Source organism: Streptomyces ficellus, from assembly GCF_030406405.1.
Taxonomy (GTDB): Bacteria; Actinomycetota; Actinomycetes; order Streptomycetales; family Streptomycetaceae; genus Streptomyces; species Streptomyces ficellus_B.
The window spans coordinates 93,232-114,306 of sequence record NZ_JAUEPL010000014.1; the positions used below are offsets into that span (position 1 = coordinate 93,232).

The 21,075-nt window shown below is 72.4% G+C and carries 16 protein-coding genes; 10 read left to right on the plus strand and 6 right to left on the minus strand.

Features of this window, described 5'->3' with window-relative positions:
• Window positions 1-82: 82 nt before the first annotated feature.
• A complete protein-coding gene (locus QWM81_RS12480) occupies window positions 83-856 on the minus strand; it encodes an SDR family NAD(P)-dependent oxidoreductase (protein WP_290111892.1) in 774 nt (257 codons plus the stop codon).
• Between the two features lie 85 nt (window positions 857-941).
• Window positions 942-1,625: an MOSC domain-containing protein gene (locus QWM81_RS12485; RefSeq protein WP_290111893.1), complete on the minus strand. Its 684-nt coding sequence runs from the start codon at window positions 1,623-1,625 to the stop codon at window positions 942-944.
• An 81-nt stretch (window positions 1,626-1,706) separates the two neighbouring features.
• Between QWM81_RS12485 and QWM81_RS12490 the strand changes: the two genes are divergently transcribed.
• Window positions 1,707-2,600, plus strand: coding sequence for a LysR family transcriptional regulator (locus tag QWM81_RS12490; protein WP_290111894.1), 894 nt, complete (start codon window positions 1,707-1,709; stop codon window positions 2,598-2,600).
• 149 nt (window positions 2,601-2,749) lie between these two features.
• Here QWM81_RS12490 and QWM81_RS12495 read toward each other — a convergent pair whose 3' ends face one another.
• On the minus strand, window positions 2,750-3,070 hold the full coding sequence (locus QWM81_RS12495) for a WhiB family transcriptional regulator (RefSeq protein ID WP_290111895.1): 321 nt from the start codon (window positions 3,068-3,070) through the stop codon (window positions 2,750-2,752).
• A gap of 393 nt (window positions 3,071-3,463) precedes the next feature.
• Between QWM81_RS12495 and QWM81_RS12500 the strand changes: the two genes are divergently transcribed.
• The 4 genes from QWM81_RS12500 (at window position 3,464) to QWM81_RS12515 (ending at window position 7,769) form a co-directional block, all read left to right on the plus strand.
• Window positions 3,464-4,075, plus strand: a complete 612-nt coding sequence (locus QWM81_RS12500) for a response regulator transcription factor (protein WP_003948568.1) — start codon at window positions 3,464-3,466, stop codon at window positions 4,073-4,075.
• Window positions 4,076-4,308: 233 nt separating this feature from the next.
• Window positions 4,309-4,896 carry a sigma-70 family RNA polymerase sigma factor gene (locus tag QWM81_RS12505; protein WP_290111896.1) on the plus strand — a complete coding sequence of 196 codons (588 nt, stop codon included), beginning with the start codon at window positions 4,309-4,311 and terminating at the stop codon, window positions 4,894-4,896.
• A 140-nt stretch (window positions 4,897-5,036) separates the two neighbouring features.
• Window positions 5,037-6,539, plus strand: coding sequence for an IMP dehydrogenase (guaB, locus tag QWM81_RS12510; RefSeq protein WP_290111897.1), 1,503 nt, complete (start codon window positions 5,037-5,039; stop codon window positions 6,537-6,539).
• A 105-nt stretch (window positions 6,540-6,644) separates the two neighbouring features.
• On the plus strand, window positions 6,645-7,769 hold the full coding sequence (locus tag QWM81_RS12515) for a GuaB3 family IMP dehydrogenase-related protein (RefSeq protein ID WP_290111898.1): 1,125 nt from the start codon (window positions 6,645-6,647) through the stop codon (window positions 7,767-7,769).
• A 120-nt stretch (window positions 7,770-7,889) separates the two neighbouring features.
• Here the strand turns inward: QWM81_RS12515 and QWM81_RS12520 are convergent, their stop codons facing one another.
• Together QWM81_RS12520 and QWM81_RS12525 are read right to left on the minus strand one after the other, a co-directional pair.
• Complete coding sequence (locus QWM81_RS12520) at window positions 7,890-8,162, minus strand: hypothetical protein (protein WP_290111899.1); 273 nt, start codon at window positions 8,160-8,162, stop codon at window positions 7,890-7,892.
• A 78-nt stretch (window positions 8,163-8,240) separates the two neighbouring features.
• Window positions 8,241-9,482: a nucleotide sugar dehydrogenase gene (locus tag QWM81_RS12525; RefSeq protein ID WP_290111900.1), complete on the minus strand. Its 1,242-nt coding sequence runs from the start codon at window positions 9,480-9,482 to the stop codon at window positions 8,241-8,243.
• A gap of 385 nt (window positions 9,483-9,867) precedes the next feature.
• Between QWM81_RS12525 and QWM81_RS12530 the strand changes: the two genes are divergently transcribed.
• Window positions 9,868-11,574 carry a glycerol-3-phosphate dehydrogenase/oxidase gene (locus QWM81_RS12530; protein WP_290111901.1) on the plus strand — a complete coding sequence of 569 codons (1,707 nt, stop codon included), beginning with the start codon at window positions 9,868-9,870 and terminating at the stop codon, window positions 11,572-11,574.
• Here QWM81_RS12530 and QWM81_RS12535 read toward each other — a convergent pair.
• Window positions 11,571-12,653, minus strand: coding sequence for a serine hydrolase domain-containing protein (locus tag QWM81_RS12535; protein ID WP_290111902.1), 1,083 nt, complete (start codon window positions 12,651-12,653; stop codon window positions 11,571-11,573). The genes QWM81_RS12530 and QWM81_RS12535 overlap by 4 nt on opposite strands.
• Window positions 12,654-12,811: 158 nt before the next feature.
• Between QWM81_RS12535 and QWM81_RS12540 the strand changes: the two genes are divergently transcribed.
• From QWM81_RS12540 to QWM81_RS12555, 4 genes are all read left to right on the plus strand, one after another.
• On the plus strand, window positions 12,812-15,652 hold the full coding sequence (locus QWM81_RS12540; protein ID WP_290111903.1) for a protein kinase domain-containing protein: 2,841 nt from the start codon (window positions 12,812-12,814) through the stop codon (window positions 15,650-15,652).
• A gap of 164 nt (window positions 15,653-15,816) precedes the next feature.
• The gene (locus QWM81_RS12545; RefSeq protein ID WP_290111904.1) at window positions 15,817-18,423 is read left to right on the plus strand and encodes a serine/threonine kinase C-terminal domain-containing protein; all 2,607 of its coding nucleotides are present in this window, start codon (window positions 15,817-15,819) and stop codon (window positions 18,421-18,423) included.
• A 95-nt stretch (window positions 18,424-18,518) separates the two neighbouring features.
• The gene (locus tag QWM81_RS12550; RefSeq protein WP_493660868.1) at window positions 18,519-20,156 is read left to right on the plus strand and encodes a serine/threonine-protein kinase; all 1,638 of its coding nucleotides are present in this window, start codon (window positions 18,519-18,521) and stop codon (window positions 20,154-20,156) included.
• A gap of 28 nt (window positions 20,157-20,184) precedes the next feature.
• Window positions 20,185-21,075: serine/threonine-protein kinase (locus tag QWM81_RS12555; protein WP_493660869.1), on the plus strand; the 891-nt coding region annotated here is incomplete at its 3' end.

Genomic DNA, 21,075 nt, shown 5'->3' on the forward strand with positions numbered 1-21,075 from the left:
TCCGCGCATGATTCCGGCCAGGTGACGGCCAGGCAGGGGCTGGTCGTCGGGGGGCGGGCGGGTCGCGAGCGCGGCCGCAGGGTTACCGCGGCCCGTACTTGCGGCCCGCCCGGGAGCTCACGCCTCCCAGCAGCCCGCGCGGCGCCAGCTTCACCACACCCATCAGCGCCTTGTACCGCGGGTCCGGAATCGACAGCGTCTTGCCCCGCGCCAGATCCGCCAGCGCCTCCGCCACCAGCTTGTCGGCGTCCAGCCACAGCCAGCCCGGGATGTTGTCCGTCCCCATCCCGGCCCGCTCATGGAACTCCGTACGCACGAAGCCCGGGCACAGCGCCATCAGCCGCACCCCGCTGCCCGCCAGATCACGCGCCGCGCCCTGCGTGAACTGCACGACCCACGCCTTCGACGCCCCGTACGTGCCGCGCGGCACGAACGCGGCGACCGACGCGACGTTCACCACGCCGCCCCGCCCCCGGTCGCGCATGGAAGCCGCCGCCGCCGAGGTCAGCCGCAGCACCGCCTCGCAGTGCACCTTCAGCATCCTCAGCTCGTCGGCCATCGACACGTCCAGGAAGCGGCCCTTGTTGCCGAACCCGGCGTTGTTGATGAGCAGGTCCACCGGCCGCTTGGGGTCGGACAGCCGCGCCTCCAGGGCCGCGATGCCGTCCTCCTCGGCCAGGTCGGCCGCCAGCACCTCGGCCTCGATCCCATGCCGGTCGTGCAGCTCGGTCGCCTGTTCCCGGAGCCGCTTCACATCCCGGGCCACCAGCACCACGTCGCGGCCGTCCGCCGCCAGCCGCCGCGCGAAGGCGGCCCCGATTCCCGCCGTCGCGCCCGTAATCAGTGCAGTCGTCATGCGCGGCACGTTAGTGCCTCCCACGGACATGCCGGCGCGCCGTCCACAGGCGGCGGCCGTGACCCGCCCGTACATATACGGAGTGTCAGGATCTGGCGGCTCGCGAAATGTACGACAGCGCCACCTCGCGGAGCTCGGGGTCCAGCGCCTCACCCGCCCCGAGCAGGCGCGGCAGCAGCTCCCGCTGGAGGGTGCACGCCCGGAAGGCGACCTCGACGGTCACGTCGTGGTCCGGCCGGTGCACGACCTCGATCGCGTCGCCCGCGCGGATGTCGCCCGGCTCGACGACCCGCAGGAGCGGGCCCGGGGCGGCGCGCCGGGTGAACCGCTTCACCCAGCCCCGTTCGTCCAGCCAACCCGCGAACGTACGGCAGGGAATGCGCCCGGACGCCACCTCCAGGACCGCCGAACCGATCCGCCACCGCTCGCCGATCAGCGCGGCGTTGACGTCGATGCCCGAGGTGGTGAGGTTCTCCCCGAACGCGCCGTTGGCGAGCGGACGCCCCAACTCGCCCTCCCAGTGGTCCAGCTCCTCGCGCGCGAACGCGTACACCGCCCGGTGTCTCCCGCCGTGGAAGCGCAGGTCACAGACCGCGTCCCCGGCCACGCCACTCGCTCTCGCGCCCCTCTCGCCCTCGCCCCTCGGCCCCGGATCCGACACCCGGACCGGCCCGTCGGCCGGCCGCTTGTCGATCCCGGACGTACCGCTCGGCGCGTCGGTGTAGTCGACGGCCCTGGACCGCCCCACGTTCACGGTGAGAACTCTCATGAGCGGCACGCTAACGCCACGCTGCCCAAAGCAGCCAGCGAATAATTGGCGCCCAGTCCAAGCGAGCCTTATATTCAAAGGGTGATCGAAGCCCGTCATCTGCGTGTGCTGCGCGCCGTCGCCTCCACCGGCTCCTTCTCGGCCGCCGCGCGCGAACTGGGCTGCACCCAGCCCGCCGTGAGCCAGCAGATGAAAGCGCTCGAAGCGTCCGCGGGCACACCGCTGCTGATCCGTACGGGCCGCGAGATGCGCCTGACACAAGCCGGCGAGGCGCTCGTACGCCACGCCTCGGGCATCCTCGCCGGGCTCACCGCCGCCGAGGAGGAGATCGCGGCCATCGCGGGGCTGCGGGCCGGGCGCGTGCGGCTGGTCTCCTTCCCCAGCGGCAGCTCGACCCTCGTGCCCACCGCGCTCGCCGCCCTGCGCGCGGCGCACCCCGGCACCCGCGTCTCCCTGGTCGAGGCCGAACCGCCCCGCTCGGTCGAGATGCTGCGCGAGGGCGACTGCGACGTGGCGCTCGCCTTCCGCTACCGCCCGGCCGTCGCGGAGTGGGACGACCTCGTCGTACGCCCGCTGCTCGCCGACCGCCTGGTCGGCCTGGTCCCGGAGGGCCACCGCCTCGCGGAGGCGGAAGCCGTGGCCATCGGCGAGCTCGCCGGGGAGTCGTGGATCGCGGGCTGCCCGCGCTGCCGCCGCCAGCTCGTGGAGGTCTGCGAGGGCGCGGGGTTCACCCCGCGCATCGACTTCGCGACCGACGACTACCCCGCGGTGGTCGGCCTGGTCGGCGCGGGGCTCGGGGTCGCGGTGCTGCCCGAGCTCGCCATCGAGTCGGTACGGCCCAGGGGCGCCCGGATGGTCGCGGTGGAGCCCGCCGTCGAGCGGGAGGTCGTCGCCCTCACGCTGCCCGACCTGGCCCAGGTCCCGGCGGTCGCCGCCACCCTGGACGAACTGACACGCGCGGCCGCGCGCACCTGAACCGCCGCCGGCCGGCGGCCCAAGCCGAAGGGACTGCCCAGGCCGGAGGGGCGGCGCAAGCCGAAGGGACTGTCCACGCCGAAGGGGCGGCCCGTGGTCGCCCCTGAGCAGATGTGCAGAAACGTTCCTTCATGTGTTCGGGCGAGGGGTCAGTTGCGCGCCGAAGTCGTCGCCGACGTCTGGACCAGACGATTGCGGGCCCGTCCCATGAGCTCCTCGCGCTCGTCCTCGGTGAGACCGCCCCATACGCCGTAGGGCTCCCGCACGGCCAGCGCGTGGGCCGCGCACTCCGCGCGGACCGGGCACCGCATGCAGACCTCTTTCGCCGAGTTCTCGCGCGCACTCCGCGCCGCGCCGCGCTCACCTTCGGGGTGGAAGAAGAGCGAACTGTCGACCCCCCGGCAGGCCGCGAGCAGCTGCCAGTCCCACAGGTCGGCGTTGGGTCCGGGAAGGCGGGAGAAATCTGCCATAGCGCATGTCCCCTTGGTTCCGGTAACTGAGCGGATTGGCTGGGCCGATATAGCAACGACCGTACAACTACTGTCTAAGTAGATGTAAATATGACTCATTGCGAATCTAGCCACAGACACCGACAAAGTGAAGGAAAAGCCGCTAAATGGGGCATAGCTCTGGGTGAAGCAACGGTGACCTGCGTCGCTCTCCTCCGTACGCACCCCCTCACGTAGAGTGCCGAAGAGGGAGGGTGGACCCGTAACTCTTTCGAGTGACCGTCGTTGAGAGTGCGGAGGCGGTTGAGAGAACAAGCGCTCGGGCAGATGTCCGGGGGCGTCAACCGTCACAGGTGACGAAACGTAACCAGCCTGGAGGCTCAAGGTGACGCGCATCAGCTGCGGAGGACGGCCATGACATCCGTCCTCGTCTGCGACGACTCCCCGCTTGCCCGAGAAGCGCTCCGCCGCGCCGTCGCGACGGTGCCCGGCGTCGAGCGTGTGACGACCGCGGCCAACGGCGAGGAAGTCCTCCGCCGCTGGGGTGCGGACCGCTCGGACCTCATTCTGATGGACGTACGCATGCCCGGTCTGGGCGGCGTGGAGACCGTACGCCGGCTGCTGTCAGCGGACCCCGGCGCCCGCATCATCATGCTCACCGTCGCCGAGGACCTGGACGGCGTGGCGCTCGCCGTCGCGGCCGGCGCCCGCGGCTACCTGCACAAGGACGCCTCACGCGCCGAGTTGCGGGCCACGGTCACCCAGGCCCTCGCCGATCCGACCTGGCGGCTCGCCCCGCGCCGGCTGCGCTCGGCCGAGATGGGCGCCGCGCCCACCCTCACCGCCCGCGAGATCCAGGTGCTGGAGGGCATGAGCCACGGCCGCTCCAACGCGGAGATCGGCCGTGAGCTCTTCCTCTCCGAGGACACCGTGAAGACCCACGCCAGAAGGCTCTTCAAGAAGCTGGGCGCATCGGACCGGGCGCACGCGGTCGCGCTCGGATTCCGCTGGGGCCTGGTGCGCTAGCACGTGACCGTATCGATCCCCGTCCGCCGCCCGGCGGACGGGGCGGCGGAGGCCCGATATCTGTTTCCCGCGCGATGCCGCATCCTTGAAGGGTGGAGTTCCTCGGGGACGAGTCGATCGAGCGGGAGGGGAGGGCGCAGGAGATGAGTTCCGGCGCGCCTGCTCATAACGCTTCGGTGCACAACAGCGGACGCGGTGCCGCGGATGAACGGCCGTCAAGGCACCATGGACCGATGCGTGACGACGAGGCGGCCACTGCCCACGGGGCGATCGGTGCACTCGTTCACCGTGCCGTCGAGGGTGACGAGCAGGCCACGCACGACCTCCTGGCCCACGTCCATCCCCTGGCCCTGCGCTACTGCCGTACACGGCTGAACCGGCTTCCCGGTGATGCCCGGCACTTCGTCGAGGACCTCGCCCAGGAGGTCTGCGTCGCGGTGCTGATGGCCCTCCCGCGCTACAAGGACACCGGGCGCCCCTTCGAGGCGTTCGTCTTCGCCATCGCCGGGCACAAGGTCGCCGACCTCCAGCGGGCCGCCATGCGCCACCCCGGCTCCACCGCCGTGCCCTCCGACGAGATGCCCGAGCGGCCCGACGACTCCCTCGGGCCCGAGGAGCGGGCGCTGCTCAGCGATGACGCCGAGTGGGCCAAGCGACTGCTCGCCAACCTCCCCGAGAACCAGCGCGAGCTGCTGGTGCTGCGGGTCGCGGTGGGCCTGACCGCCGAGGAGACGGGCCAGATGCTGGGCATGTCCCCGGGCGCGGTACGGGTCGCGCAGCACCGCGCGCTCAGCCGGCTGCGGGCGCTGGCCGAGCAGTGAGCCGCCCCCGGCTCCCGATGGCCGCGTCCATACGTGTGAACGTCCAAACCTTCCCGGTGATCTTGCTCGTGGAATGAGACACCGCCGCAGCCCGTTAGCATGGACATCCGCACCGATCAAGGCAATTTGGGGAAGGTGTCATGACTGCCAACGTCGACGGAGTGCCCGAGAAATTCGCGACACTCGGGCTGACCTACGACGACGTGCTGCTGCTGCCGGGCGCGTCCGACATGGCGCCCGACCAGATCGACACTTCCTCGTACATCTCCAAGAACGTACGGGTGAACATCCCGCTGCTGTCCGCCGCGATGGACAAGGTCACCGAGGCCCGCATGGCCATCGCCATGGCCCGCCAGGGCGGCGTCGGCGTGCTGCACCGCAACCTCTCCATCGCCGACCAGGCCAACCAGGTCGACCTGGTCAAGCGCTCCGAGTCCGGCATGGTCACCGACCCGATCACGGTCCGCCCGGAGGCGACACTCGCCGAGGCCGACGCGATCTGCGGCAAGTTCCGCATCAGCGGCGTCCCCGTCACCGACCCGGCGGGCAAGCTCCTCGGTATCGTCACCAACCGCGACATGGCCTTCGAGACCGACCGGACCCAGCAGGTCCGTGACGTCATGACGCCGATGCCGCTGGTCACCGGCAAGGTCGGCATCTCCGGCGTGGACGCCATGGAGCTGCTGCGCCGCCACAAGATCGAGAAGCTCCCGCTCGTCGACGACGCCGGCATCCTCAAGGGCCTCATCACCGTCAAGGACTTCGTCAAGGCGGAGAAGTACCCGCACGCCGCCAAGGACAAGGAAGGCCGGCTGCTGGTCGGCGCCGCCGTGGGCGTCGCGGGCGACGCCTACGAGCGTGCCCAGGCGCTCATCGAGGCGGGCGTCGACTTCATCGTCGTCGACACCGCGCACGGCCACTCCCGGCTGGTCGGCGAGATGGTCGCCAAGATCAAGTCGAACTCCTCGGTGGACGTCATCGGCGGCAACGTCGCCACCCGCGACGGCGCCCAGGCCCTGATCGACGCCGGTGTGGACGGCATCAAGGTCGGTGTCGGCCCCGGCTCCATCTGCACCACCCGCGTGGTCGCCGGTATCGGCGTCCCCCAGGTCACCGCCATCTACGAGGCCTCCCTCGCCGCCAAGGCGGCCGGTGTCCCGGTCATCGGCGACGGTGGCCTGCAGTACTCCGGGGACATCGCCAAGGCCCTGGTCGCGGGCGCCGACACGGTGATGCTCGGGTCGCTGCTCGCGGGCTGCGAGGAGTCGCCGGGCGAGCTGATGTTCATCAACGGCAAGCAGTTCAAGTCGTACCGCGGCATGGGGTCGCTCGGTGCCATGCAGTCCCGCGGTGAGCAGCGCTCCTTCTCCAAGGACCGGTACTTCCAGGAGGGTGTCGCCTCCGACGAGAAGCTCGTGCCCGAGGGCATCGAGGGCCAGGTGCCCTTCCGCGGCCCGCTCTCGGCGGTCGTCCACCAGCTGGTCGGCGGCCTGCGCCAGTCGATGTTCTACGTCGGCGGGCGCACGGTGCCGGAGCTCCAGGAGCGCGGCCGGTTCGTCCGGATCACGTCGGCGGGCCTCAAGGAGAGCCACCCGCACGACATCCAGATGACGGTCGAGGCGCCGAACTACAGCAGGAAGTAATCCACGCGTGCGTGAGGGGCGGTCCCGGCATACGGCCGGGACCGCCCCTCACTCGTGTGTCGGGGATACTGGTAGGCGCAGACGTAGAGGGAAAGGCCACACATCGTGACTGAGATCGAGATCGGGCGCGGCAAGCGCGGCCGCAGGGCGTACGCGTTCGACGACATCGCCGTCGTCCCGAGCCGGCGCACCCGGGACCCGAAGGAGGTCTCGATCGCCTGGCAGATCGACGCCTACCGGTTCGAGCTCCCGTTCCTGGCCGCCCCGATGGACTCGGTGGTCTCCCCGGAGACCGCCATCCGCATCGGCCGGCTCGGCGGCCTGGGCGTGCTGAACCTCGAGGGCCTGTGGACCCGGTACGAGGACCCGCAGCCGCTGCTGGACGAGATCGCGGAGCTGCCCACCGAGACCGCGACCCGCCGTCTGCAGGAGATCTACGCGGCCCCCATCCAGGAGGAGCTGATCGGGCGGCGCATCAAGGAGGTGCGCGACTCCGGCGTCGTCACCGCCGCCGCGCTCTCCCCGCAGCGCACGGCCCAGTTCTCCAAGGCCGTGGTGGACGCCGGGGTCGACATCTTCGTCATCCGCGGCACCACCGTCTCCGCCGAGCACGTCTCGGGCGCGGCCGAGCCGCTGAACCTGAAGCAGTTCATCTACGAGCTGGACGTCCCCGTCATCGTCGGCGGCTGCGCCACCTACACCGCCGCCCTGCACCTGATGCGTACGGGCGCGGCGGGCGTCCTGGTCGGCTTCGGCGGCGGCGCCGCGCACACCACCCGTAACGTCCTGGGCATCCAGGTGCCGATGGCGACGGCCGTGGCCGACGTCGCGGCCGCCCGCCGGGACTACATGGACGAGTCCGGCGGCCGGTACGTGCACGTCATCGCGGACGGCGGCGTCGGGTGGTCCGGCGACCTGCCGAAGGCGATCGCGTGCGGCGCCGACTCGGTCATGATCGGCTCCCCGCTGGCACGGGCGACCGACGCGCCGGGCAAGGGCCACCACTGGGGCATGGAGGCCGTCCACGAGGACGTGCCGCGCGGCAAGCTGGTCGACCTCGGCATGGTCGGCACGACCGAGGAGATCCTCACCGGCCCCTCCCACTCGCCGGACGGGTCGATGAACTTCTTCGGCGCGCTGCGCCGCGCGATGGCGACGACGGGCTACAGCGAGCTCAAGGAGTTCCAGCGCGTCGAGGTCACGGTCGCCGACGCCCAGCACAAGCGCTGACGGTTGGTCGTACGTGCGCCGTACGCAAGCGCTGCTGGGGTGTGCCTGAAGTTTGGCGTCTGAGTACGTGAAGGGGCCCGTGCCGGGTGGCGCGGGCCCCTTTCGCGTACGGCGGTCGCGTTACGCGTTGGCCTTCTTCGCGCCGGCGAAGGCGGTGACCGCGGCTATGGCGAGGAAGACGTACGTCATGGCGTCCGCGGCCTCCTTCCACAGGTCGGCCAGCAGCCCGTATACGGCGCGGGCAGCCGGTGACGCCGACGGGTCGCGGTCGGTCAGGACCGTCCGCGTCCGCCGGGACTGGTCCATGGGCGGCCGGGACGTGCTGAAAGCAGCCACGTCGGCGAGCTTGTCGGCGGCTCCGGCGCCGCCGGCGAGCACGGTACGGCGCTTCAATGTCCCGGACCCCCTCCCGCTGAGCGCATCGCGTAAGGAGTTTGTTTCCGGTGCCGATGGTGCCGGGGTCCGGGATGGTCACAGACGGTGAGCGGCGCCGGCCGGGGTGACCCCGCGGGTGTCCAGGAGGAGCTGAGCCTTCACCGCGAGCCCCTGGAGGTCGTACGTACGGTGGTGCTGGAGCAGGACCGTCAGATCGGCCGCCGCCGCCGCCTCGTAGAGGGAGTCCGCCCGGGGTACGGGCAGGTCGCGGACGCGCCAGTCGGCGACGTACGGATCGTGGTAACTGACCACGGCCCCCATGTCCATCAGGCGGCGGGCGATCTCGGTGGCGGGGGAGCCCTCCTGGTCGGCCAGATCGGGCTTGTAGGTGATACCGAGCAGCAGCACGCGCGCGCCGCGCGCGGACTTGCCGTGCTCGTTGAGGAGCGTGGCGCAGCGCTGGATGACGTACTGCGGCATGCGCTCGTTGACCTGGCCCGCCAACTCGACCAGGCGCAGCGGGCGGTGGGGGCCGATGGTGTCGACGGGGACGCCGTGGCCGCCGACGCCCGGGCCCGGGCGGAAGGCCTGGAAGCCGAAGGGTTTGGTCTCGGCGCACCGGATGACGTCCCACAGGTCGACGCCGAGCTCGTGGCACAGCACCGCCATCTCGTTGACGAGGGCGATGTTGACGTGCCGGAAGTTGGTTTCCAGCACTTTCACGGTCTCGGCCTCGCGCGTGCCACGGGCCCGTACGACCTTGTCGGTGAGGCGGCCGTAGAAGGCGGCGGCGGATTCCGTGCAGGCGGGGGTGAGGCCGCCGATGACCTTCGGGGTGTGGGCGTACCCGTGGGCGCGGTTGCCGGGGTCGAGGCGGCTGGGGGAGTACGCGAGGTGGAAGTCCCGGCCCGCCCGTAGGCCCGAGCCGCCTTCGAGCAGCGGGAGCAGGAACTGCTCGGTCGTGCCGGGGTGGACCGGGGATTCGAGCAGAACGGTGGTGTTGGGGCGCAGCCGGGCGGCCAGCGCGCGGGCCGCCTCGGCGACGGCGGTCAGGTCCGGGGCGCGGTGGGTGCCGAGGGGCACGGGTGTGCAGATCACGGCAGTACGGACCCGGCCGAGCTCGGCGGGGTTGGTGGTGGGCCGGAAGCCCCCCGAGAGCATCCGGCGGATCTCCGAGGCGGTCAGCGAGCCGTCGACCGGCGGACGGCCGGCGGCGAGCTCCGCCACGGGTCGGGGATCGGTGTCGTAGCCGATGGTGTCGATACCGGCGGCTGTGGCGGCTTGGGCGAGGGGCAGTCCGAGGTGGCCGAGGCCGATGACGGCGAGGTCTGCGGGCATGGGTGATGCCGTCCTTCCCAGTAGCCGGAGTGGACGAGACGCGCAAGTCCTGTGGACAGAACGAGCGGTGTGCAATGTCAGACTAGGCGTAAATATGACCGTTATGCGGCATTGCGCGGCGAGGTTACGCGGAGTGTTGTCCACAGGCGGTGGCTGAAGTCGGAGGGGCGGGACAGAATCGAGTCTGTGGGCCCGATCACACGGGCGAGTCCGTGGGCCCCGGCCATACCGGGGACGCGCCCCGGTCACACGGGGAGAGGAGCCCTGGCCATACCGGGGACGAGCCCCGGCCAACGGGGACACGAGCCCCAACCAACGGGGACACGAGCCCCGGCCATCCGGGGGAGACGAGCCCCGGCCACACGGGGGACGACGGGAGGCAGCGGTGAGGACAGCGACACTGGGACCCGCCGAGCGCGCGGAGGCGCTGGCGGCCATGGCCGATCGTGAACTGGACGTGCTCGTCGTGGGCGGCGGAGTGGTGGGCGCCGGAACGGCCCTCGACGCGGCGACACGAGGACTGGCGACCGGGCTGGTGGAGGCGCGCGACTGGGCTTCGGGCACCTCCAGTCGGTCGAGCAAGCTCATCCACGGCGGGCTGCGCTATCTGGAGATGCTCGACTTCGCACTCGTACGGGAAGCGCTGAAGGAACGCGGACTGCTGCTGGAACGGCTGGCCCCGCACCTGGTCAAACCCGTGCCGTTCCTCTACCCGCTGCGGCACAAGGGCTGGGAGCGGCTCTACGCGGGGTCGGGCGTCGCGCTGTACGACGCGATGTCCGTGTCGTCCGGGCACGGGCGCGGGCTGCCCGTGCACCGGCACCTCTCGCGGCGGCACGCGCTGCGTGTGGCGCCCGCGCTGAAGCGGGAGGCACTGGTCGGGGCGCTGCAGTATTACGACGCCCAGATGGACGATGCCCGCTTCGTGGCGACGCTCGTGCGGACGGCCGCGAGCTACGGCGCGCAGGTCGCCAGCAGGGCGCGCGTCATCGGCTTCCTCCGTGAGGGCGAACGGGTGGTCGGTACCCGGGTGCAGGACGTGGAAGCGGGCGGCGAGTACGAGGTCAGGGCCAAGCAGATCGTCAACGCGACCGGGGTGTGGACGGACGACACGCAGGCCCTGATCGGGGAGAGGGGGCAGTTCCACGTACGGGCCTCGAAGGGCATCCACCTGGTCGTGCCCAAGGACCGGATCCACTCGACTACCGGCCTGATCCTGCGGACCGAGAAGTCCGTGCTCTTCGTGATCCCATGGGGCCGGCACTGGATCATCGGCACCACCGACACCGACTGGGACCTCGACAAGGCCCATCCGGCGGCGTCGAGCGCCGACATCGACTACCTGCTGGAGCATGTGAACAGCGTCCTCGCGGTGCCGCTCACCCGGGACGACGTCGAGGGCGTGTACGCGGGGCTGCGGCCGCTGCTGGCCGGCGAGTCCGACGCGACCAGCAAACTGTCGCGCGAGCACACGGTGGCGCATCCGGTGCCGGGCCTGGTCGTGGTGGCGGGCGGCAAGTACACGACGTACCGGGTGATGGCCAAGGACGCGGTGGACGAGGCGGTGCACGGGCTCGACACGCGGGTGGCGGCCTGCGTCACCGAGGACGTGCCGCTGCTGGGCGCCGAGGGATACCGGGCGCTGTGGAACGCGCGCGCCCGCATCGCGGCCCGGACAGGGCTTCACGTGGCGCGCGTGGAGCACCTGTTGAACCGGTACGGCTCGCTGGTCGAAGAGGTGCTGGAACTGATCGTCGCCGACCCGAAACTCGGCGAACCGCTGGGCGGTGCCGACGACTATCTGCGGGCGGAGGTCGTCTACGCCGCGTCGCACGAGGGCGCCCGGCACCTGGACGACGTGCTCACCCGGCGGACGCGGATCTCGATCGAGACCTTCGACCGGGGCACGCGCTGCGCGCGCGAGTGCGCGGAGCTGATGGCGCCGGTGCTGGGCTGGGACGAACGGCACATCGAGAAGGAGGTGGAGCACTACGAGAAGCGGGTGGAGGCCGAACGGGAGTCGCAGCGCCAGCCGGACGACCTGACGGCTGACGCGGCCCGACTGGGCGCTCCGGACATCGTTCCGCTCTAGTTCCGCGCGGGCTGCTCGGTGTGGTGGGGCTGCCGGCAGAATTCGGCTTCGAGAAGCGCCGGTTCCAGCGTGCTCAGCGTGCTGGGGCCGAGAGCGTCCGTATTGACGCGGAAGGTGACGGTGTGTCGGCCGTCGGCGGTGGCGGCGGTACGGGCATAGCTGCCGGTGATGTGACCGTTGTGGCCCCACACGGTGGTGCCGCAGGAGAGCGTGCGCGGGTAGATGCCCATGCCGTAGTCGCCGCTCGCCGGGCGGGTGTCGAGCAGCTCGCGGAGCTGTGGGGCGGGAAGGAGGCGGCCGCCGAGGAGGGCGGCGTAGAAGCGGTTCAGATCGTCGAGGGTGCTGATCAGCTCGCCCGCCGCGTCGGCGGTGCGCGGATCGAGCGCGGTGACGTCATGGCCGGCCGCGTCGTACGCACGGCCGTGCGGGGCGGGCAGCGTGCGCCGCGCGCCGGGGAACGAAGTGCCGGTGAGGCGCAAGGGGGTGAGGATGCGTCGCTGCACCTCGGTCGCGTAGGGGCGGTGGGTGACGTGTTCGATGACCAGGCCGAGTAGGACGTAGTTGGTGTTGGAGTACGCGTACCTGCCCACGGGGCCCGGCGGGCGGGTCAGGGCACGGCGAACCGCCTCGCGTGCGGTGCCCGGTGCCATGGACGAGAGGGCGCCGCCGCGGTCGGTGTAGTCGGGCAGGCCACTGGTGTGCGTGAGCAGCGCGCGCAGGGTGACGCGGCGGCCCGCCTCGCCGGGGATCAGGCCGGGAAGGTGCCGGCCGACCGGGTCGTCCAGGCCCAACCGGCGCTCGGCGGCCAGCTGGAGGACGACCGTCGCGACGAACGTCTTGGTGATGCTGCCCGCGCGGAAGCGGTCGGCGCGGTCGATGCCGGTGCCGGCGGCCTCGAACTGCGACGCGGTGGGCGAGGCCGAGAGCATTGCGGCGGCCGGAGCGTTGCCCTCGGCCACGAACCGTGGCAGAACGGAGGAGGGAGGGGTGGGGGAGGGTTCCCCTGACAGCGGGCCGGTGCCCAACCCGAGCAGGGCGGTGACCAGCGGAGCGGCGAGCCGGGCCCTGGGGAGTGGCATCGGGGGCTCCTTTCCTCGGGGCCCATCCTGACCGACGAAGGACCCGGGAGAAGCGCCGGTCCCGGAGTGAGAGACAATGGGGGCTCTTCCAGGGCGGGTTACCGCATCGCGCGGAAGCGGCAGGCGCGGGCGAGGATCAGGGATCGCAGAGGGGACGCATGTCGGGAGCGGAGCAGTCGCGGAACGCGGCTCGGGAACCTCAGCGGGACGCAAGGAAGTCGGGCGCCGCGGCGGACGCCGGACCCGACGCGGAGCCGGGCGCCGGCAAGGCCGAGGACGGAGCCCCCGGGAAGCCGGGCACCGAACCCGGCGGCAAGGACACCACCATGAAGCTGGGCGCCGGAGCGAGTGACGGCGCGGCCGGCAGGCCGGGTGCCGAGCGGGGCCAGAAGCAGGACGCGGCGGGTGACGCCGGTGGCCGCGGCGCGGCGGAGCCAGGTGACGAGGCGTCCGCTACGGCGCCGTCTTCGGGCCCGGGCACGCGGAGTTCGGTTCCCGCCGCCCGCTCGGGCGCGCCGAAGAATGCCAAGACCGAGCCCGGCAGCGACACGGACCCCGGCAAGGGCGCGGCCGGTAAGGACGCCCAGGCCGGCGAGAGCGCGGAGGCCGGTAAGGGTGCCCAGCCCGGCGGGGGTGCCGAAGTCGGCGAGGGCGCCCAGCCCGGCGGGGGTGCCGAAGTCGGTAAGGGTGCCCAGCCCGGCGGGGGTGCCGAGGTCGGCGAGGGCGCCCAGCCCGGCGGGGGTGCCGAAGTCGGTAAGGGCGCCCAGGCCAGCGAGGTGGCCGAGGGTGCCCAGCCCGGCAAGGCTTCCCAGGCCGGCAAGGGTGCCGAAGTCGGCGGGGGAGCCACAAACGGCACGGCGGCCGAGGCCGGTAAGGGCGCCCATGCCAGCGAGGGCGCGGAGGCCGGTAAGGGTGCCCAGGCCGGCAAGGGGGCCGAGGACGGGAGGGCCGGCGCGGGCGCCCCGGGCCGCAGGGCCGCAGGGGGCGGAGGCGGCAAGGTGCCCGGATGGGCGGAGGCCGAGGGGGGTAAGAGCGGTACGACCGCGCAGGAACGCAAGGCCGGGACCGGGCGTGGCGGGCGGGCCGAGGGGCAGTCGGCGGGGCGGGGGACCAGCCAGGCGCGCCTGCTCGCCGGCCGGTACCGGCTCGGCGCGGTCCTCGGCCGCGGCGGGATGGGCACCGTCTGGCGGGCCGTGGACGAGACGCTGGGCCGTACCGTCGCCGTCAAGGAACTGCGCTTCCCCAACAGCATCGACGAGGACGAGAAGCGCCGTCTCATCACGCGCACCCTCCGCGAGGCCAAGGCGATCGCCCGCATCCGTAACAACGGCGCGGTCACGGTGTACGACGTCGTCGACGAGGACGACCGTCCCTGGATCGTCATGGAGCTCATCGAGGGCAAGTCGCTCGCCGACGCCGTGCGCGAGGACGGCGTCCTGACGCCCAGGCGCGCCGCCGAAGTGGGGCTCGCGATCCTCGACGTACTGCGCTCCGCGCACCGTGAGGGCATCCTGCACCGCGATGTGAAGCCGTCCAATGTGCTGATCGCCGAGGACGGCCGGGTGGTTCTCACCGACTTCGGTATCGCGCAGGTCGAGGGCGACCCGTCCATCACCTCGACCGGCATGCTCGTCGGCGCGCCCTCGTACATCTCGCCGGAGCGCGCCCGGGGCCACCGGCCAGGGCCCGCGGCGGACATGTGGTCGCTGGGTGGCCTGCTGTACGCGTGCGTGGAGGGCTGCCCGCCGTACGACAAGGGCTCCGCCATCGCCACGCTGACCGCCGTGATGACCGAGCAGCTGGACCCGCCGAAGAACGCGGGTCCCCTGGAAGAGGTCATCTACGGCCTCCTCCACAAGGACCCGGCCAAGCGGCTCGACGACGCGGGCGCCCGGGCGCTGCTCAACGAGGTGATCCACGCGCCCGACGAGCCCGTCGCGCCGCCGGTGCCCGAGCCGTCACCGGAGGCCACACGCGTCGTGCCGTTGCCGCCGTTCCCGCCCCAGGAGACCGCCCGGAAGGCCGCCCGGAAGAACGCCCAGAGCAACGCGGAGAAGGCCAGGCCGGCGGCCGACGCGGCGGCGGAGCGGATGCGCGGCGCGCTGCGTTCCGTACGCAACGCGGCGGCGGCAGCGGCCGCGAGGCCGGAGTCCACGACGCGCCCCCGGCCCGCGGAACGGCCGGGACCGCCCGCGCCGGTAAGGGCGCCGCTCACCGACGTGGTGCCGCGGCGCACCCTGGTGATCATCGCGGTCGTCGCCGTGCTGGCCGTCGTCGCCACCGTGCTGGCCGTCGCCCTGAGCGGTGACGACGAGCCGGGCGGCAAGAGCCAGGGCACGGCCGGCGGCGACAAGGCGGCGTCGGCCGGGGCCACGGCCGACCCGAGCCCCACGGGCGGCAACGCCGGCCGGTCCGACGGCGAGCAGGGCAAGGAGCAGGGCGCCGGACAGCCCGCCACCGGCACCGGCAACGGCGCCGGCACGGGCACCAGCACCGGTGGCATGAAGCCGTCCGGTGGGCCCGGCAGCGGCGTGGCGGCGCTGCCGGCCGGGTACACCATGGTGAGCAACGACCGGTTCCACTTCACCATGGCCATGCCGTCGACCTTCCGTATGACGGGCATAGCGGGGCAGAACTCCGGTGCGATATTCAGCGCCAACGGAGGGTTCCCGCGCGTCCAGGTCGACTTCGGCAGCGACCCCAAGGACGACGCCGCGGCTGCCTGGAACGCCGCCATGGGTGGCCTCAGGGCCAGCGTCAGCGGCTACACGCACCACGGCATAGAGAAGGTCGAGTACAAGGGCTACCCGACGGTCGCCGACTGGCAGTTCGAGCGCAACCAGAACGGTCAGCGGGTACGGGTGCTCAACAGGGGCTTCAAGGTCGACGACAAGCGCGGCTACTCGATCATGATCACCTGCAAGTCCAGCGAGTGGAACGGCGCGGAGTGCAAGACGCTGAGGGACACGGCGTTCGCGACGTTCAGCCCCAAGGACTGACCAAGGCCACGTATCGTGAGAGCTCGTAGACCGTACGCAGCGGAGTTCAGCCGGATTCAGCCTGGATCAGCGGGTAAATGCATGCGAAGTGACCACAATTGACGGTTGCGTACGATCTGTGAGACCGAGACCGGGCGACAGCGCGCTCGTGGGGAGGCGGCGTCGTGGACGACTACGCGGGAAGGGTGCTCGCCGACCGCTACCGCCTGCCCTTGCCGCCCTCTGACGAGTACGAACTCGTCGAGACGCGCGCCTTCGACACCTACAGCGGTCAGGAAGTCCTGGTCCGGCAGCTTCCGTTGCCGGAGGTCGTCGAAGCGGAAATGCTGGACGATGACGGACCGGCCGGGTCCGTGGCGCCACGCGGAGGGGCGGCGGCCGGCCGGACCACCCGGCGGCCGGCCGATCCGGTCGTACGACGGGCCGTCGAGGCCGCGCAGGCAGCGGCGCAGATCCCGGACCATCCGCGGCTCGACCAGGTCTTCGACGTCTTCGCCGAGGCGGGGTCGCTGTGGATCGTGAGTGAACTGGTCGCGGGCCGGCCGCTGGCGGCGCTGCTCGCGGAGAAGCCGCTGAACCCCTACCGGGCTGCCGAGATCGGCTCCGACGTGCTCACCGCGCTGCGCGCCCTCCACGCGCACGGCTGGATCCACCGGAACATCACCGCCCGCACGGTGCTGGTCTGTGACGATGGACGGGTCGTCCTGACGGGGCTCGCGGCGGGCGCCGCGGAAGAGGCCCTGTGCGGGTACGCCCCGGTGCCCGATCCGGACACGGACGACGACCTGCCCCGCACCGCGGCGCCCCCGACCGCTCCCGCCCCCGGCCCCGCGCCCCTTCCCGCCCTCGCGCCCGGGTACGAACCGGCCGCCCCCGCGCTCCCCGAGCAGTACGCGGCGTCCCCGGGCGACCGGCCCCTGACGGAGACCCGGGCCACCCGGGCGGGCGCCATCGCGGCGTACCGGGCGGGAGCCCGTGCCGCCGCCCGCGCCAACGAGGCGGCCACCGCCCTGCCGCTGCCGCCCGCACCCCAGGGCCCGGCGGCCCCGGCGGGCGGCACCCCGGCCGACCACCAGGCGCACTGGTGGTCCCAGGCCGCCCACCTCGTCGAAGAGGATGACGACGACGCGGACGGTGCGGCCGGCGTCGAGCGCGACACGGGACCCGAGGGCGGAGCCCCCCGGCGCGCCCTGCTGACCGGCAGCTGGAGCGACGGGCCGGGCGGCGGCTCGGGTTCCGTCCCGGCGGGCGGCGGCGTCTCCCCGTACGGCAACAGGGACGCACTGCGCGCCGACGCCCGCCGCGAGCCCAGCGCACCCCACAACCGCGCTCCCGAAACCCGGCCCCACACCCGCCGGCCCGAGCCCGAGCCCGGCGCACCCCATGGCCACGCACCCCACACCCGCGAGCCCGAAACCCGCCTGCCGCAGCCCGCCAGGGAGTCGGTACCCGGCCGCGACCACACCCCCGCCGCGGCCTCCCGGTATCGGGGCCCCGCCACGCCCCTCGCCGCCGAGCGCGCCCGCCAGGCGCGGATCGCGGTCGTCGGAGCCGTAACGGAGCGATGGGCGCCCGAACAGGCCGGGCCGGTCCACGAGACATGGCAGCTCGCGCCGCCCATCGGTCCGGCCACCGACCTGTGGGCGCTGGGCGCGCTGCTCTACCGCGCCGTCCAGGGCCACGCCCCCTACCCCGAGGAGAACGCCGCCGAGCTGGTCCAGCTGGTCTGCTCCGAGCCGCCCGCGTTCGCCGAGGAGTGCGGTGCGCTGCGTCCGGTGGTCGAGTCGCTGCTGCGTCAGGACCCCACCGAGCGGCCGGATTTCGAGGAGCTGCGCGGCTGGCTGCGCTCGCTCGTGCGGTCGGCGCCGGAGCCGGACGCGGGCACCGCGGTCGTTCCGATGCCGTCCGTGGACACCGCCCGCCTGCCCGTCGTACGCCGCCGGGGCGAGCTGGTCCGCAGGCGCCGCTCCGGTGCGTCCGGCGCCGCCCACGGCCGCCACCGCCAGACGAAGGCGGGGCCGGCGCGGGGCGCCCGGGAGCCGCGCGCACTCGGCCGTACCCTCCTGGTCGTCATCCTGCTCGCGCTGGCAGCCGCCGTCGCGTACGCCCTGATGTTCATGCCCAAGGCCGAACCGCAGAGCCGGCAGCAGCCCCCGCCACAGCCCCAGGGGGCCTCGGCACCCACGCCGGCACCGCCCGGACAGACCGCCCCCCAGCAGCAGCCCAGCCCCGGGGGTCAGGCGCCCTCCACGAACACCATCACACCGGGCTCCCCCGACTCACCGGGCTCACCTACCTCGCCGACCTCCCCGGGCCTCGCCGCCGGTTACATCGTGCGCGACGATCCCGAGGGCTTCCGCATCGGCGTCGACAAGAGCTGGCACCGCAGCCCCATCAACGACGTGGGCCAGGTCCGCTACACCGGCGGTGACTTCCTCCTGATCGTCGTTCCCGGCCGGGACACGCTCCAGGCGGGCGGCAGCGACCCCCTGGAGTACCAGCGCACCAGGGAGCGGGAGCTCCAGCCCTGGCGGGACTCCACCTGGGCGACCGCCTCCGGACTGCGCCGGATAGACATCGGCCGACAGGTCATGGCGGAGGGCCAGTTCACCTGGTCCGACGCCAACGGCCGTGAGGTGTACGTCCGCAACCTCGCGCTCGTCATCGGCGACCGCTACCACGTCATTCAGGTCATCGGACCGGAGAGCCAGCGCGACAAGGTGACCGAAATCTACCAACAGGCGGTCAACACCTACCGCTTTACGCGCTGAAACCGCCCTACCACAACCTCATATTGGCAACCCCGAGGTTTCGGCCACCGTATGCCCCTCCGTAATCTGGCCTCCGAAAGAATGAGCGGGGGACAGTGGAACACTCTGAGGGCATGGGCGCGGGTCTCGTACTCGCCGGGCGGTACCGGCTGAGCGAGGTCATCGGCCGCGGCGGCATGGGCAAGGTCTGGCGCGCCCACGACGAGGTGCTGCACAGGACCGTCGCCGTCAAGGAGCTCACGGCCGGACGGTACGTCTCCGAGGCCGACCGGGTCGTTCTGCACGCCCGTACGCAGAAGGAGGCGCGTGCCGCCGCCCGCATCACCCACCCCGGCGTCGTCACCGTCCACGATGTGCTGGAGCACGACGACCGCCCCTGGATCGTGATGCAGCACGTCGACGGGCCCTCCCTCGCCGACGCCGCCAAGGAGGCCGAAAACCGCCGTATCGACGCGCGGGAGGCGGCTCGTATCGGACTGCACGTGCTGGGCGCGCTGCGGGCCGCGCACGCCGCCGGAGTGCTGCACCGGGACGTCAAGCCGGGCAACGTGCTGCTCGCCCGCGACGGTCGCGTCCTGCTCACCGACTTCGGGATCGCCGCCATCGAGGGCGACTCGACCATCACCCGTACCGGGGAACTGGTCGGCTCCATCGACTATCTGGCCCCCGAGCGGGTACGGGGCGGCGACCCCGGACCCGCCTCCGACCTGTGGTCCCTGGGCGCCACGCTCTACGCGGCCGTCGAGGGGAACTCGCCGTTCCGCCGTACGTCACCGATCAGCACCATGCAGGCCGTGGTGACCGAGGAGCCGTCGCCGGCCGTGCACGCAGGCCCCCTCGGGCCCGTGATCACCGCCCTCCTCCGCAAGGACCCCGCCGACCGCCCTGAGGCCGCCGAGACCGGACGGATGCTGCTGGAGGCCATGGAGGGCCGCACCCCGGCCGCCGCCCAGGCGTACGTGCCGACCCGGCCGGTGAGCCGGGAGGAACTGGCCGCCGCCACCGCCGAGCTGCCGGCGCCGGCTTCGGCCCCGATCCCGGCCCCGGTCCACGCCCCCGAGCCGGGGCGGGACCAGAGCGAGCGGCACCGGCCGTACGCGCGGGAGGCGGCGGACGTCAACCCGGCCCCCCGGCGACAACGTTGGCGTACCGCCGCCCTGGTCGTCGTACTCGCCGCCGCCGTGGGCAGCGCCGCGGGCTTCGGCGTGATGCGGTACGGCGGCCAGGGTGACGGCGGGAGCGAGGGCCGAGGCGGCTCCGCACCGGCGGAAGGGTCCGTTCCGGAGGGGTGGGAACGGGTCGAGGACCCAACGGGTTTCAGCCTTCTCATACCCAAAGGCTGGAAGCGGCTGAGCGAGGGCGGCCGGATCGACTACACCCCCGACAACGGCCGCCACCTCATCCGTATCAGCGCAGACGCCTCACCCGACTACGACGATCCCTGCCGTCACATGCTCGATATCGAGAAAGGACTGAAGAAGCGACTCCCCCGGTATGAGCGGAAGCAGCTGCGCACCAACACCTTCCGTGATCAACTGGAATCCTGTCTGTGGGAGTTCACCTGGGTCGAAAAGAACGCCAACGCGGGCGAGCGGCATGCGATCGACCAGGTGTACTACGCGGATGACGGAACCGAGTACGCGCTGTTCATGTCCGCTCCCGCGGCCGACTGGCCGGTGACCCGGGAGCAGTTCGACATCGTGCTGCGCGGCTGGCGTCCCGCCGAGGAGTGACCCTCGGCGCGAGCAGAGGGGATGTGCCGTGTCCGGAACAGGGCAACAGCGGCGGATCGTCGGACGCTACCGGCTGGAGGCCCGGCTCGGACGGGGAGGCATGGGCACGGTCTGGCGGGCGTACGACGAGCTGCTCGGCCGCCGCGTGGCCGTCAAGGAGCTCCACGTCGACGTGGGGAGCGCCGTCCACCCGACCCTCCGTGAGGCGCGCGCCATCGCGCGCGTCCACCATCCGCACATCGTCTGCGTGCACGACGTCGTCGAGGAGGACGGCGTCCCGTACATCGTCATGGAACTGGTCGAGGGCGTCTCGCTCGCCGAACGCATCGCGGCCAACGGCCCGCTCGACGCCCGTGAGGCGGCCCGCATCGGTCTGGCGCTGCTGAGCGCGCTGCGTGCCGCGCACGCGCTGGGTGTGCTGCACCGGGACCTGAAGCCCGCCAACGTCCTGCTGGAGGACGGCACCGGGCGGGTCGTGCTCACCGACTTCGGTATCGCGCAGCTCGCCGGGTCGACGACGATCACCGAGGTGGGGATGTTCGTCGGGTCGCCCGAGTACACGGCGCCGGAGCGGATGCAGGGCGCGCAGGCCGGGCCGGAGACGGACCTGTGGTCGCTGGGGGCGCTGCTGTGCGCGACGCTGACCGGTCAGTCGCCGTTCCACCGCGATTCGCTGGGCGGCGTGCTGCACGCGGTCGTGGAGGAGGACGTCAGACCGCCCGCGGCGGCCGGGCCCCTGCTGCCCGTGATCCGGGGGCTGTTGCAGCGCGACCCGCGGCGGCGGATGGGCGAGGGCGGCCCGCGACTGGGCCGGTCAACTGGCCCACCTGGGCAGGAAGTCCGTCCCCGTGGTGGCCCTGACGACCGGGTTCCGCGTCCCGGCCGGTGTGGTGGAGCTGGCCAACCGGCTGCTGGCCGC

Excerpts from the sequence above, each read along its gene's own strand:
- QWM81_RS12495 (WP_290111895.1), bottom strand. The coding sequence starts at position 3,070 with ATGGCAGATTTCTCCCGCCTTCCCGGACCCAACGCCGACCTGTGGGAC.
- QWM81_RS12505 (WP_290111896.1), top strand. The coding sequence starts at position 4,309 with ATGCGTGACGACGAGGCGGCCACTGCCCACGGGGCGATCGGTGCACTC.
- QWM81_RS12480 (WP_290111892.1), bottom strand. The coding sequence starts at position 856 with ATGACGACTGCACTGATTACGGGCGCGACGGCGGGAATCGGGGCCGCC.
- guaB (WP_290111897.1), top strand. The coding sequence starts at position 5,037 with ATGACTGCCAACGTCGACGGAGTGCCCGAGAAATTCGCGACACTCGGG.
- QWM81_RS12535 (WP_290111902.1), bottom strand. The coding sequence starts at position 12,653 with ATGCCACTCCCCAGGGCCCGGCTCGCCGCTCCGCTGGTCACCGCCCTG.
- QWM81_RS12540 (WP_290111903.1), top strand. The coding sequence starts at position 12,812 with ATGTCGGGAGCGGAGCAGTCGCGGAACGCGGCTCGGGAACCTCAGCGG.
- QWM81_RS12485 (WP_290111893.1), bottom strand. The coding sequence starts at position 1,625 with ATGAGAGTTCTCACCGTGAACGTGGGGCGGTCCAGGGCCGTCGACTAC.
- QWM81_RS12525 (WP_290111900.1), bottom strand. The coding sequence starts at position 9,482 with ATGCCCGCAGACCTCGCCGTCATCGGCCTCGGCCACCTCGGACTGCCC.
- QWM81_RS12500 (WP_003948568.1), top strand. The coding sequence starts at position 3,464 with ATGACATCCGTCCTCGTCTGCGACGACTCCCCGCTTGCCCGAGAAGCG.